Origin of the sequence: Desulfoscipio gibsoniae DSM 7213 (assembly GCF_000233715.2) — a bacterium.
In the GTDB taxonomy this organism is placed as follows: Bacteria; Bacillota; Desulfotomaculia; order Desulfotomaculales; family Desulfallaceae; genus Sporotomaculum; species Sporotomaculum gibsoniae.
Genome location: NC_021184.1, coordinates 1,519,506 through 1,533,703, shown reverse-complemented (window position 1 = coordinate 1,533,703; position 14,198 = coordinate 1,519,506). Strand labels below are relative to the sequence as shown.

The window sequence follows — 14,198 nt, the reverse complement described above, 5'->3', positions numbered from 1 at the left end:
ACCAAGACACTTTACTGTCATTTTTCCGGCGCCATTTTGTCCCCCTGGTAACAACCCAAATGTCACATATACGACAAAAGGCGTTTAAAAACCCATTTGCATGGATTTCTAAACGCCTTATATATAAAGATTTAACCTTTTGCTACTCAATCCAGGATTGAAGTTTTTTAAGATTCACCGCTACTATCTCTCTACCGTCAAATATTATACACCCATCCTCTTTAAAAAGGTTTATTAAGTGAGAAATTGTTTGCCGGGCGGTCCCGATCATGCAAGCCAACTCCACCTGGGTTACCTTTAAATTTACCCCGATATAGTCGCCATCTAATTCACCGGAATTTTCTGACATCCTTTTGAGTATTAATGCTAGACGGCCTTGTGCCTGATTACTGATAAAATCGTGCATAGCGTTATGAGCTTCTCGCAGCCTTTTACCCAGTAACTCGTTAATTTTAGCTGAAAACTCCGGGTTCTGTAACAACAACTTTTTAAACTCATTACCGTAAACTACTTGAATATAAACGTTATCCATGGCTTCCGCACAACATTCCCGCTCTGTACCACTGAATATTTCAGCTAGACCAATAAAATCTCCAGGGTAGCGCAGTGCCACAGCTACCTGGCGCCCGTCACTTACAGTGCGGTAAATCCTAACCCACCCACTTTTAATATAATAGACCTCATTAGTTCTCTGCCCTGATGTAAATATTATTTGTCCTTTTGGGTAATTGATTATTGAACTGATTGAGTTTAGTTTTTCTTGTTCCTTGTCTGTTAAAATAAGTTTTGACACTAATATACCCCTCTACTAGTTAATCAAAAAGCAAGTGAGAACGGTTCTTAACTTGCATTTAGAATCGTCTCTACTCAAATTCCGGTCGAACATTTGCTTTATTCTATAGAAATTCTCAGTTTCGTTTGCCATTCAATAATTAGATGCTATTTTTGCAATAATTCGACGTTATCTTTATAAATTCCTTCAATCTCTTCAGCTTGCACAACATAGTCATAAACCCAATGTCTCAATTCTAAATTATTGAGTTAACATTGCTAAAAGTTTAAAAAGGCTGCCGGATATTATGATATCTGAAAATAAGATGATCCCATAAGAGAGCAATTTCATTAGTTGCCACTCTCTCTTTCGTATTCGGTAGCGCATATGGGTATAGCGGACGCTCGAAAAGCAATTTTTTAGTTTCATATATTTAATAAGAACGTCAACCCTATGTATAGCCGCTTTAGTAAGGTCAACTGATTGACTGCGCAACAGATCGTGACTTTTAGGGAAGACCTTTCCTTTCAGTAAGATACCGAAAAAAAATCCAGATTATATTGCCAGAATTCCCGGTGTTTCTATCTGCCGGGAATTAATCTTTGAACTGTCAATCGGCGGTTAAATTAATCGAGAACTTTGATTGGTTTTTAAAAAGTGGAGATGATACAAATAAAGATGAGCTTAACAAAACATTGACAAGCCTGGTCTAAAGGGGGAGCACATGGAAGGTCAGCACTCCGTCACCCCGCTGATGATTGTTATAATTGCGGCATTTGTTACTCCAATTATTCTGCATAGGTTAAGGCTCAAAGCCATTCCCGTTGTAGTTGCCGAAATCATTGTTGGATTAATTCTGGGTGAAAGTGGCTTAAGGGTCATAGTCCAAAATAACTGGTTAGACTTACTATCAACGTTCGGGATTATATATCTGATGTTTCTTAGCGGGCTGGAAATTGATTTTGAAGCTATTCAAAATTCCAGAAAAAAGAAAACCGGCCCTAACCCGCTGCTGATTAGCATCATAAATTTTATGGCCATTCTAGGTACTTCCGTTTTGCTTGCCTTCGGCCTGAAAGCTTTGGGGTTAATAGAAGAGCCTTTATTTATGACTCTAATTATATCTACCATTTCTCTCGGAGTGATTTTGCCTGTTTTGAAAGAAAAAGATGTACTGGAAACTTCTTATGGTCAGGCAGTACTGCTAACGGCTATAATTGCTGATTTGATGACTATGATTCTGCTTGCAGTTTATATTGCTTTGCGTTCCCAGGGAGGAATGACAAAAATTGTTCTTTTGCTGCTCCTTTTTGTTGTATTTCTAGGCGCATACCATCTCATCAATACTTTCCGCTCCAAAAAGTTATTAAACATTAAGAAAGAAACAGTTTCAATTGGTACGCGGGGAGTATTCGCCCTGATTCTTTTTTTTGTTGTTCTTTCAGAAAGGGTAGGCGCTGAAAGTATCTTAGGAGCCTTTCTGGCCGGAGTTATAGTATCCTCCCTTGCTCCCAAAAAAGAGTTTCTTCACCAGCTAAATGCTTTCGGATATGGGTTCTTAATACCGATTTTTTTTGTAATGGTCGGGGCAACCATGGATTTAAGAGGTTTGGCCGCCGATCCCAACGCTTTGGTTATGCTTCCTTTGATGCTGCTGGTTTTTTATCTTTCTAAATTAATAATAGTACCAGTTTTTAAACTATGGTTTAACTGGAAGGAATCCCTCAGTTCCAGTTTCTTGCTTGCTTCAACGCTAAGCCTGGTAATTGCGGCTTCAGCTGTAGGAATGAAAATGGGTATTGTAAGCACTACCTTGAATACCACATTAGTTTTGGCAGCAGTAATAACAGTTATGGTCTCGCCGGTGATTTTTCAAAAATTTTTGCCTGCGGTGGAAGATCAAGAAGAAACGAAAGTTTCTCTGGTTGGGAGAAATACCGTCACATTGGCCCTCGCTCAGGATTTAATAAAAGACGGTTATAAGGTGACTCTTTATGGTCAAGATGATCCGAATCTCGAGGCATTGCCTCAACGTCCATACCAGATGATAACGCTCCCGGAATTTGACCTTGACGGCCTTGATAAGCATAACGCCTTTCAAAGCGATGTTGTTATTGCTTTTACGTCAGATGATGAGAGGAACTTACAGGTAGCAGCGGCAGCACAACAAAACGGCGTAAAACAGGTAATTGCCAGGGTGGAAGATCAAACCAATCGGGAACTGCCCGGTGATTCGAAAATACAGATGTTTTCAAGCTTTTTTGCCAATAGAACTTTGCTCAAAGCTCTTGTTGAATATCCTACCTTAATTAATCTGGTCAGTCATGAAGGACACCTTCAGGAGATAGAATTGGGTAACCAACAATATCACTACACGCGTCTTAGAGAAATCCCTTTTCTTGGGGATATCCTTGTCATCCGTATTTTCAGGAATAATGAGATTATTGTTCCTCATGGAGATACCGTTCTTCAATTGGGCGATCGTTTAATAGTCAGCGGCAACCCGGAGGATACCAGGCAATTAAGAAGAAAACTCAGGTAAGGTCACGCGAAGCGTTTTTTCATCGTTAAGCGAGAGTATACGCTAAAAAGATGCCTGTCCCCTTTTTCTTAAATTTTTGCATTTTCAGTAGGGCTGGGAGCATGATAGTGCTGGCCGTCCGTTTATATTGTCGAAAAAGGCTTTCCGAAGGAACTGAGCCCGCCTGATTCAAAAGGTTTAACAACGACAAGTCCTTATTGCTCCCGTACGCATTATTAAGTTACCGGGATTACCGCTGCATAAGGAAAGACATAACAACACAAAAACCACGAATAGCCCCCGCTTATACGGAGCCATATCTTCGTGATATAAATCATGGAAAGAAAAATTAATAATATTAAACGACTACTTGCCTTTATTAATTAACAACTATAATTAAATAATCTAATAATGATCATCTTTATGGTTGAATTAGCCCGTTTTGAAATAATTCTTCCATGGTTACAGCACTATTTATTACTTCTTCAGGAACGTCAATGCTGTTGCTATACTTTTGACAACAGTATTACCAGTGTTTATTTCGTTATAGCAATACCGAATGCCAACTATCTAACCCCTTACATGCTTTTGGACATCTGACATCTCACTTGAAAAATGATGTCTTACACAGTATTATCATATTAAACACTTTCATGGGGAGGATAGCTCTGTGACAACAACAGGAAGAAGTCTGGCTGAAAATGTAGCGGAAGATATTCTTGCAATGATTACCATAGATAAAAAGTTCGCTATTGGAGATAAGCTCCCCAATGAAAACGAACTTTCTGCAAAATTACAGGTCAGCCGTACCACATTACGAGAAGCAATTCGTATTTTAGTGGCTCATAATGTATTAGAAATTAAACGGGGAAAAGGAACTTACGTAAAGAATAACCAAGAGTTAAACGAGGAATTTGGCTTAAAAGGACTTTCAACGTTTAAAATTGACATTAAAGATTTATATGAAATGCGTCTGATTTTTGAGCCGCAAGCAGCCTATTATGCTGCAAAACGAGCCACAGATAAAGAAATTGAGCGTATCCTGTACTATGGCAGGCTAGAAGAAGAACAGATTTTAAAAAAGGAAGATCGAACCGAGGTTGAACAGGCATTTCATAAATCAATCGCAAAGGCAACCCATAATGAGTTTATGAACCGCCTGATTCCTATCCTTTATAAAGCCATTAACAAGGGAGTCCTTTTATCTGACACAAATGAAGAAATGGTTCAGAGAACCTTAAATGACCACCGGATGATCATGGAGTTTTTATCAAAACGAGATGCTGAAGGGGCGAAAACTGCCATGAAATTGCATATCATACATGCAATGAGAGGCTTTGGCATTATAGATAAATAAGTACTTCCTTTAAGCTGTTTTCGGATAAAAACAGCTTTCTTATATTGATGTATGATTTATACCATTGATACTAGACATCATACAATATATAATGTAGTCATACAACTATATTATAGTGAGGTGTTTGTATAATGAATAGCGATGCAGTAACCCAAAGTGCACCGCAACGCGCATTGTTTCATGCGCTGGGTTTGACAGATGAGGAAATGGAAAGGCCATTAATCGGCATTGTCAGCTCCCAAAGCGATATCGTTCCGGGACATATGAATCTGGATAAAATCGTGGAAGCGGTAAAGCTGGGTGTGGCAATGGCTGGAGGTACTCCGCTTGTCTTCCCCGCGATTGCTGTATGTGACGGCCTTGCCATGGGACATCAGGGAATGAAGTATTCACTTGTGACAAGAGAATTGATTGCCGACTCTACCGAAGCCGTGGTACTGGCCCATGCCTTTGACGCTCTGGTCATGGTTCCGAACTGTGATAAAAGCGTCCCCGGATTGTTAATGGCCGCAGCGCGATTGAATATTCCAACCATATTTATCAGCGGGGGGCCAATGCTTGCAGGTAAAGTGGATGGGCGGAAAATCAGTTTTACCAGTGTTACAGAAGCGGTTGGCGCATTCCATGCAGGAAAGATCACTAAGGAGAAATTACTGGAATTTGAAAAAAAAGCCTGCCCAACCTGCGGTTCCTGTTCAGGCATGTATACAGCCAATAGCATGAACTGCCTGACAGAAGTATTGGGAATGGCGTTGCCTGGCAATGGTACGATCCCGGCGGTTTATTCAGAACGGATTCAGCTTGCCAAGCATACAGGCATGCAGATTATGGAGCTATTCAAAAGGGATATCCGACCGAGGGATATTCTGACCGAGGATGCCTTTAAAAATGCTTTGACTATGGATATGGCCTTAGGTTGCAGTACCAACAGTATGCTGCATCTTCCAGCGATTGCTCATGAATGCGGTATTGAATTAAATCTTGACATCGCAAACGAAATTAGTGACAAAATGCCGAATCTGTGCCATTTGGCCCCTGCCGGGCATACCTACATGGAAGAGCTCAATGAAGCTGGTGGCATCTGTGCGGTAATGAATGAAATCAATAAATTAAGCTTGCTTAAAACCAATTTAATAACCTGCACAGGCAAATCTGTTGCGGAAAACATGACAGGTTGCGTCAATAAGAATACGGAGGTTATACGACCTGTCGAGAACCCTTACAGCAAAACAGGCGGAATTGCTGTATTAAAAGGAAATCTGGCTCCCGATTCCTGTGTTGTCAAGCGTTCCGCCGTTGCACCCGAAATGCTCAAACATGAAGGTCCTGCCAAAGTATTTGACTGCGAGGAAGATGCCTTGCAGGCAATTAATTCCGGCAAAATTGTAGCAGGAGATGTTGTTGTGATCCGGTATGAAGGCCCGAAGGGCGGGCCGGGCATGAGGGAAATGTTAAACCCCACCTCCGCCATTATGGGACGCGGACTGGGAGAAAGCGTCGCCCTGATTACCGACGGGCGATTTAGTGGTGCAACCAGAGGCGCTGCAATCGGTCATGTTTCTCCTGAAGCTGCAGTTGGCGGCAATATCGCTTTGATAGCGAACGGAGACATCATCCAAATCGATATTATGGCAAATAAAATCAACTTCGTCATAAGTGATACCGACCTGAAAAAGCGTAGAGAAAAGTGGATGCCAAGAAAGCCCAAAATTACAACAGGGTACCTTTCCAGGTATGCTGCATTGGTTACATCAGGGAACAGAGGCGCAATCTTGGAAACTCAAAAGCAATAATTCAAAAGCAACCGGCGAATTGCTTTAAACAGCTTTCGTTGGTTGCTTTTACATTACTTCTTTCATAGTTTTTTATAACTCTTCAACGGCCTGTTCCAATCTCTCCAGCGCTTGTTGCAGTATAATACGGGGGCAGGCCAGGTTAAACCTCTGAAAACCCTCGCCACCGGGCCCGAAGGCGTACCCGTCATCCAGTGCTAAGCGGGCCTTACTACGAATAAAATCTTGCAGCTCAAGAGTATTCATACCTAAATTTCTCATATCAACCCACGCAAGATAGGTTCCTTCCGGTTTAATCACTTTAAGCCTGGGAATTTTATTATTAATATAATCGGTAAAGAATTTGACATTAGCCCTTAAATATAGCAGTAACTGGCTAAGGTATTCATCACCATAGCGGAAGGCAGCCTCCAAAGCAGTAAATCCAAAGAAATTGCCACTGTTATAGCCGGCTCTGGACTTAATAAACTCCCTGCGCCAATGATCATTGGGAATAACAGCAAAAGAAGTGGCCAAACCAGCTAAATTAAATGTTTTACTGGCAGACATAAACGTTATGCTTTGCTGTTCAAGCTCCTGGGATATTGTAGCTGTAACCGTATGTTTAACATCACCAACCATTAATTCACCATGAATTTCATCAGATATAAGCATACAGTTATTTTTTATGCAAATTTCCCCCAAAGCAGTTAGTTCTTCCTTTGACCATACTCTCCCCACCGGGTTATGCGGACTGCATAAAATAAGCATCTTAATCCGGGGCATACGTACCGGAAATGATGTGATAGGTTTAAAAAGCTCTTCCAGTTTGTTAAAATCCATGGTATACCGCTCACCGTCAAAAGCCAAATGGTTATGCAGAACCTGGCAACCATTGTCTTTGATTGCATTAAAAAATGGATAATATACCGGTGGCTGCACTACCACCTCATCGCCGGGATAAGTAAAAGCCCTAACTGCTGAATATAATCCATTAACCACCCCGGCCGTAAACACTATCCACTCTTTTTTTATTTCCCAGCCGAAGTTTCTATCCAGCCTTTCAACTATGGCTTCATATAACGAATCTGGTGGAAAAGAATAGCCGTAGACAGGGTATTCAGCCCGTTCTTTAAGGGCCTTAACTACCGGTTCCGGACAGGGAAAATCCATATCTGCCACCCACATATTGATTAAATCATCTCTGCCAAATAGCTTAATATTGTCCCATTTCATACTATTGGTATTTTTTCTATTAATAATATCATCAAAATTATATAGCATTTTCTATCCCCACGATTTTTTGTTTTTTGTTTCTTTATGCTATAAATATTTCCCATATACATATTTAAATATGAAAATGTTATTTCTATTGCGTCGATCATTGGCGCTGAGCTATTATCCGAAACCTGAAAAAAGCAGGTGGAAAAGAACAGGCCTTGAGCTCTAAAGGGTACCATCATTATGCCATTCCGTGTTCGGGATGGGAACGGGTGTATACTCTTCAGTATGGTCACCGGGACAATTAGTGAAACATATATTTCATTCACATGATATTGCGGCGCCTAAAACCCTCTGGTTAAGCCCTAAAATCAAAACACTTCACTTAAGCTTATTTCCAGCCCCGGTAAAAGGTCCGTAGTTAAAACATCCTCCTGGTCAAATACACCGGCCCACCGCCACTCTTTTTCCCCGGCTATTAGTACTTCCACTAACCGTTGGTCCGGATCTACCATCCAGTATTCTTTTACACCGTGGATAAAATATAATTTACTTTTTTTCTTCCGATCAATACTTGCTGTGGAAGGAGATATAATTTCTACAACTAAATCCGGAGCAGCCTGGATATATAGCTCTCCCACAATATCTAATCGATCTTTGGCAATAAAAAGTACATCAGGGGCAATTACTTCAATTCCAAGATGAACATCAACTTCCTGTACCGCCTCGCCAATGGGGTTTTTTTCGAGAAAGTTTTCAAATCGTGTATATATTTTACCAGCGGTTCTTTGATGTTTATAGCTTGGTCGTGGAGCCATAATTAACTTACCCCCAATTAGTTCGTACCGGTTTCCATCGTCCAGCTTCATATAATCTTCAATGGTATAAATCTTGTCTGATAAAGTTATTGACATATCAGACCCACCCCTTTAAGTCTTTTTATCCATTATAAACTTTCTTAAAAACCTTAGTCCATGTATATAACATTAATAAACCAGGAAAAATAAAAACATTAAAACCCTTACGAGTCGATTTTTTACGGTACATATTACGGTTTTAATGTTATTCAAAACACAATTTGGTAGCATTATCGGAAAGAGGTGTATAATGACTTGGGATTTTTTCAAACTGTTTGCTGTGATGATATTATTCCAAGGAAATAAGTATACCCTTCCGCAAACTCAAGCAGTTTTTAAAGCATTGGTAGATGCAATAGTACCGGTGACTCCTGAGCTTACAGAAAAACAAGGATCTATTCAGTCATGTGGAGCATTGGATTCGCACACTGACGAATATCAAATCTGGTCACTGGATCATTTTCTTTCGCTAATTATTATTATAAAGAGCTTTAATATTCATTTAGCTGATGCAGCTGCAGAAATGCTGAATATAGCTGCAAAGCAGTTACTCTATATGGGGGGAAATAAAATACCCGTAAACTCAGCTATCCTGCCTGAGAAAGGTGCCTTTGCAGCCCTTGCACCAAGCGATCGTTTTCGGGCAATAACTCTTTTGGAACAGAAAGAAGACGATCTCGCAATCTTGCCTTTACCTTTCCGTAATTACCGGGGATTTGTATTTACCATAATAACTTCAATTACCTTTCTTGCCATAATTGGGTATTATACTGAATGGTCCGGATACGGTTCAACACGTATGGAAACGCCTGAAAAACGCCAACTAGAGCATTTCCCTACAGGTTGGAAACAGGTTGGATATCCCGGCCCTTCCAAGGGTTATCATGCTCTGAAAGGTTATTTGATTGAAAAATTCACAGAATAAAGGTGGATCCCATGACATATGCTGCCGACGTTATCATAATTGGAGCGGGTGGAGGAGGTTCTGTTGTTGCCAAAGAACTTGGTGAAAAGGGAGTAAAAGTACTATTGCTTGAAGCAGGAACATGGTATGGAAATAAAAAATGGCCCAATCCAAACCAGGAACATGGTGCCGTATGCGATTCCAATCCTGAAAACTTAAGTCATGAGATTTTAAATAGAAAATTTACAGGTTATGAAGGTGACATGAACGACTTTGTATCAGGTAAATTTCGATGGGGGCCTGCAGATAGAAATCGGTATCCCTGGTTTAGATACATTCCCCAGGGAGGTTTTGCCTGGCAGATTTCCGGCGTAGGCGGGACTACACTTAACTACCTTGGAAATTCTCCACGGGCGTTTCCGTCAGCAGTGGATGACGTTTGGCCCATTTCCTATCGGGAAATGATTCCATACTATGAGAAAGTTGAAGCAACACTTCCGGTTTCCCCCGCACCAATGACGGCAAAAGAAGAGCTATTTTTTCATGGTGCCCAAAAAGCCGGATGGTCCCTTTTAAAAACCCTTAATGTAACAAGTCCGGGTTATCGCCCCCAGCCTAATGCAATTTTACCTACGGATCTTAATATAAACGATCCGTATTTTCAATTTGAAGAAAACACTGAAGGTTGCACTCTATGCGGCAGCTGTATCAACGGATGTCACATTGGTCCCACGGTTGAAAAAATAGCCAAACGTTCAACATTGGTGAGTTATATTCCCCTTGCTCTTAAAACGGGAAATGTAATGGTTAGGCCAAACACATTTGTTATCAAGATATTAACAGAAAAAGATGAAAGTGACGGTCTTAAGGCTATAGGTGTCCAATATAGAGATACCTGGACAGGAGAAACAGGTGAACTTAGGGCAAAAGTTGTAGTTATGGCAGCAGGCGGTATAGAAACCCCCCGGCTTTGGTTAAATTCAAAACTACCAAATAATTCGTGGATTGGGAAAGGATTAACAAGCCATTGGTCTGACACCGTCTCCGGTATATTTGACGAGCAAATCTTGATGAACATATTAGGTGTTCCTAACATAAAACCATATGTCGGGCCAAATTCAGCAGCTAGATTTGATTACCCGGGAGTTGGAGCGATTCAGGGATTTGGTTCAAGTCCGGGATTATTATCTACCTTACTTTACGCATTTAGTAAAAATGGTTACAACTTTTTACGCAAAACCGATTCGGAAGAACCTTGGGATGTTAGGGGAAGAGTAGTAGGCCGGGAACTTAAAGAATTAATGATGGAATATCCAAGAACTTTAAGTGTTTTAATATTTACTGATGATGAAGTTAATAAGAAAAGTGGAATTACTCTTGATCCCGTTCTAAAGGATGAGCATGGTTCGATACCTGTAATTAAGTATTATCCAAGCAAAAGGGATAAACAAAAGAGGGATAAACTAGCTGTTATTGCAACAAATATCCTCAAGAAAGCGGGAGCTAAAAAAATTATACGTACCGATTGCTCACCTTACTTATTTGCTCATTTAGAAAGTACAATGCGTATGGGTTATGTTACCGATTCAAATTGTGAAGCTTTTCAAGTTAAAAGGTTATTTATAGCAGATAACAGCGTACTCTATAATAGCTTGGGAGGGCCAAATCCTACTCTTACAACCCAAGCTTTAGCAACACGTACAGCGGAAAAATTAACTCAAAAATATTTTTGTTGAAAAACAATTTTTAAACTCTATAAGCTGAAGGATCAAGAGGGATAATTATGTAATATTAAGATAATAATGTTTTTAAACAATATGAAATACCATTACTAAAAAACCGCTCGTAACTTCAGAAAATATACTTAATGTGGAAGTAATAGTTTGGGTAATTTTAGGAGGTGCAATAAATTGGCAACTAGCACAGAATTAAAAGAAACAATTGGTATCAGCAGGGAAATTGTTAATGATACGAGGCTTAACGCATCTGAAATTGGAGTCCTTTGGAACACTTATATGGAATCTAGTATATATAGCTGCATGTTCAAGCATTTTTTAAGCAACGTACAGGATAAGGATATTCGTTTATTATTGGAATCTGCTGTGGATGTAACAAATAAAATGGTTTCTTGGATAATAGAAACCTTCAATAAAGAAGGGCTTTCAATTCCTATTGGGTATACGACTGAAGATATTAATACAAAAGCTCCCCGTCTCTATTCAGACCCGTTTTACCTGTATTTCCTTAACCATAAAACTAAGGCGGGAATTGCTACACAAGGTTTGGCTCTAACTACCTCAGTACGTCCTGATGTAAGGGAGTTTTACACCCGTTGTTGTTCTTCAATAATAGAATTATATCAAAAAACAGTGGACTTATTGCTCTCCAAAGGGCTTTATATACGCCCTCCTTATATTACAACGCCTAAAACCACCGATTTTGTCAAGAAAAAAAATTTTCTGGCAGGGTATTTGGTGCATGAAAAAAGACCTTTACTGGCAGTGGAGATATCATCGCTTTTCCATGGAATAATCATGATCAGCTTAGGCAAAGAAGTTTTGATTGGTTTTAGACAAGTAGCGGAATCAAAAAAAGTACGCCATTATATGGACAAAGGGATAGATTTAGCAAACAGGTTTTTGAATATGTATATCCCAATTTTAAGTCAAGAGGATATCCCTGTGCCGATGAGTTGGGATACGTCTGTCACCGATTCAACAGTTTCTCCGTTTTCGGACAAATTAATGATGGCTAAATCACTTTATATGAGTGCAGTTGTAATAGCCAACTGTGGCACAGCAATATCAACAAATTTAAGACACGATTTACTTCCCGGTTATACCCGTACTATGATGGATACTGCGGATCATACTGAAGATGGCGTAAATATAATGATAGAAAACGGTTGGCTTGAAGAGCCGCCAAGAGTTATTGATAGAGAGGATTTAATTAATTCAAAACATTAAGATACTCATGTGTCACCCACCTGAAAAAAATAGATACCCTTAATTATACAGAAAAAAAGGTATAATCTCCTCACAAATGAAGGATTATACCTTTTTTACGTTAAGAGGACTTTTTCAGCAGCCTGGCGAAAAAACCGCCTTTTTATTCGGGCTAAAGCCCGGTAACCTGCGGCGGGTTCTAAATTCGTCCGATAGCGACAAGGGAAAGTTTAGTATTTAGTATAGATTTTACTTACTTATGTAAAACTATTACTATCTTTTAGTGTTATCGGCAGGTAAATTATGAAAAGATATAATAGATACGCAAAAAACATAGCAAATAAAAAAAAGAACCATTCAACACAACTGCCTTCTCAAGCCCAAAAGAGGAATATTTTTTCCACCATTGATGAAAACTTCGGATTTTTACATAGCATTCTAGGGGACGGGTTAGGTCTGGTTGAAGGAAAATATGATGTTTTAGAGGGTCAAGCACAGGTCGGAGTAGCTTATATAGAAGGTATTACTGACATAAAACTGATCAGCAATCAGGTAATTGAACCTCTTCTTAAGGGAAAGATTGATGCAAAGATCGGTTTTGATGGCATCCTTTTGCTGATGCAGTCAAAATTTATATCTATACCCAATATAAAGAGAACCGATCAAATGGAGCAGGTTGTAGATAGTCTTTTAAATGGAAACACAGTGCTTTTTATTGATCATCTGGATACTGCTCTTATTATTGGAACCCGTAAGGTAGAAAAACGCGCCATAGAAAAACCTGAAAATGAAGTTACAGTTTTTGCAAGTAAAGATTCCTTTATCGAAGACCTGGAAACAAATTGCACTATGATCATTAGAAGACTTCCAACGCCGGATTTGCACATCGAAACTTTTACTGTAGGCGTACTTTCACATACAAAAGTAAAATTGTTATGGTTTGAAGGCCTGGCAAATACAAAAGCAGTTGAGGAAGCCAGACGGCGGATTAAAAATATAGATATAGATACTGTATATGGAATAGGCGCTTTAGCCGAGCTGATCGAAGATGCTCCATGGTCTGTATTCCCCAAATACAGACAGTCTCAGCGTCCTGATATCATAGCCAAAAGCTTGATTGACGGGCAATTTGCCATATTATGCAGCAACAGTCCCTTTGCGCTTGCAGCGCCAATATCATTTTGGGATCATTTTAAAACTATGGATGATTACGTAGAAAGATCCCTTGTTTCTTCTTTTTTAAGAATGGCACGTTTTATAGCTTTTATATTATCGATCCAAATTGCCCCTGTATATCTGGCCTTCGTAGCCTATAATCATTCTATTGTACCTCCACCCCTGGCCTTGAACATAGCAAATGGAAGAGAGGGCGTACCCTTTCCGTCTGTTGTGGAGCTGCTTATCTTGACCTTTGCAATAACTCTGATCCGCGAAGCGTCAATGCGTGTTTCGGGGTCGGTAGGTTTCTTTATCGGGGTGCTGTCAGCTATAGTCATTGGAACAGCGGCTGTTGATGCAGGTTATGTAAGCGCATCTGTTATTATCGTGGCAGCTATTGCAGCAATATCATCCTTTGCCATTTCCACCACCACACTAATCTACCCGGCAAGGCTTATTAATTATTTTCTAATTCTACTGGCCGGCGGATTTGGATTGTTCGGAGTAATAAACGGCACTGTGATTATTTTCTGGCATCTGGCATCTCTGGAATCTTTTGGGGTTCCTTACCTTTATCCTTTTGTACCCTTTGACCTTGAAGGAATGAAAGATACTTTTATTCGTGCCCCATACAGCGTCTTAAAAAAACGTTGTAAAAAATTGATCAGATGCTAGCCCAAAAAAGAGAGTG

General features: G+C 39.9%; 10 protein-coding genes. 7 read left to right on the top strand and 3 right to left on the bottom strand.

Annotated features, from left to right (window positions below; genetic code table 11):
* Positions 1–142: 142 nt before the first annotated feature.
* Entirely contained in the window at positions 143–793 is a 651-nt protein-coding gene (locus DESGI_RS07110; RefSeq protein ID WP_006522788.1) for a Crp/Fnr family transcriptional regulator, read from the bottom strand.
* 703 nt (positions 794–1,496) lie between these two features.
* Here DESGI_RS07110 and DESGI_RS07105 point away from each other — a divergent pair.
* The 3 genes from DESGI_RS07105 (at position 1,497) to ilvD (ending at position 6,443) form a co-directional block, all read left to right on the top strand.
* Positions 1,497–3,314 carry a monovalent cation:proton antiporter family protein gene (locus tag DESGI_RS07105; RefSeq protein WP_006522787.1) on the top strand — a complete coding sequence of 606 codons (1,818 nt, stop codon included), beginning with the start codon at positions 1,497–1,499 and terminating at the stop codon, positions 3,312–3,314.
* A 649-nt stretch (positions 3,315–3,963) separates the two neighbouring features.
* Positions 3,964–4,650 carry a FadR/GntR family transcriptional regulator gene (locus tag DESGI_RS07100; protein WP_006522786.1) on the top strand — a complete coding sequence of 229 codons (687 nt, stop codon included), beginning with the start codon at positions 3,964–3,966 and terminating at the stop codon, positions 4,648–4,650.
* 131 nt (positions 4,651–4,781) lie between these two features.
* The gene (ilvD, locus tag DESGI_RS07095; protein ID WP_006522785.1) at positions 4,782–6,443 is read left to right on the top strand and encodes a dihydroxy-acid dehydratase; all 1,662 of its coding nucleotides are present in this window, start codon (positions 4,782–4,784) and stop codon (positions 6,441–6,443) included.
* Between the two features lie 72 nt (positions 6,444–6,515).
* On the opposite strand, the gene DESGI_RS07090 is transcribed toward ilvD, so the two are convergent.
* Together DESGI_RS07090 and DESGI_RS07085 are read right to left on the bottom strand one after the other, a co-directional pair.
* The gene (locus tag DESGI_RS07090; protein WP_006522784.1) at positions 6,516–7,706 is read right to left on the bottom strand and encodes a MalY/PatB family protein; all 1,191 of its coding nucleotides are present in this window, start codon (positions 7,704–7,706) and stop codon (positions 6,516–6,518) included.
* 308 nt (positions 7,707–8,014) lie between these two features.
* A complete protein-coding gene (locus DESGI_RS07085; RefSeq protein ID WP_006522783.1) occupies positions 8,015–8,557 on the bottom strand; it encodes a Uma2 family endonuclease in 543 nt (180 codons plus the stop codon).
* A gap of 193 nt (positions 8,558–8,750) precedes the next feature.
* Here DESGI_RS07085 and DESGI_RS07080 point away from each other — a divergent pair, with 193 nt between their 5' ends.
* From DESGI_RS07080 to DESGI_RS07065, 4 genes are all read left to right on the top strand, one after another.
* On the top strand, positions 8,751–9,425 hold the full coding sequence (locus DESGI_RS07080) for a hypothetical protein (protein ID WP_006522782.1): 675 nt from the start codon (positions 8,751–8,753) through the stop codon (positions 9,423–9,425).
* Positions 9,426–9,436: 11 nt separating this feature from the next.
* The gene (locus tag DESGI_RS07075) at positions 9,437–11,140 is read left to right on the top strand and encodes a GMC family oxidoreductase N-terminal domain-containing protein (protein ID WP_006522781.1); all 1,704 of its coding nucleotides are present in this window, start codon (positions 9,437–9,439) and stop codon (positions 11,138–11,140) included.
* Positions 11,141–11,314: 174 nt separating this feature from the next.
* A complete protein-coding gene (locus DESGI_RS07070; protein ID WP_006522780.1) occupies positions 11,315–12,370 on the top strand; it encodes a DUF3231 family protein in 1,056 nt (351 codons plus the stop codon).
* A gap of 282 nt (positions 12,371–12,652) precedes the next feature.
* Positions 12,653–14,182, top strand: a complete 1,530-nt coding sequence (locus tag DESGI_RS07065; protein ID WP_006522779.1) for a spore germination protein — start codon at positions 12,653–12,655, stop codon at positions 14,180–14,182.
* The last annotated feature ends 16 nt before the right edge of the window (positions 14,183–14,198 follow it).

What these genes read in the sequence shown, in the direction of transcription:
- DESGI_RS07105 (WP_006522787.1), top strand. Translation starts at nt 1,497, where the DNA reads ATGGAAGGTCAGCACTCCGTCACCCCGCTGATGATTGTTATAATTGCG.
- ilvD (WP_006522785.1), top strand. Translation starts at nt 4,782, where the DNA reads ATGAATAGCGATGCAGTAACCCAAAGTGCACCGCAACGCGCATTGTTT.
- DESGI_RS07090 (WP_006522784.1), bottom strand. Translation starts at nt 7,706, where the DNA reads ATGCTATATAATTTTGATGATATTATTAATAGAAAAAATACCAATAGT.
- DESGI_RS07085 (WP_006522783.1), bottom strand. Translation starts at nt 8,557, where the DNA reads ATGTCAATAACTTTATCAGACAAGATTTATACCATTGAAGATTATATG.
- DESGI_RS07080 (WP_006522782.1), top strand. Translation starts at nt 8,751, where the DNA reads ATGACTTGGGATTTTTTCAAACTGTTTGCTGTGATGATATTATTCCAA.
- DESGI_RS07075 (WP_006522781.1), top strand. Translation starts at nt 9,437, where the DNA reads ATGACATATGCTGCCGACGTTATCATAATTGGAGCGGGTGGAGGAGGT.
- DESGI_RS07065 (WP_006522779.1), top strand. Translation starts at nt 12,653, where the DNA reads ATGAAAAGATATAATAGATACGCAAAAAACATAGCAAATAAAAAAAAG.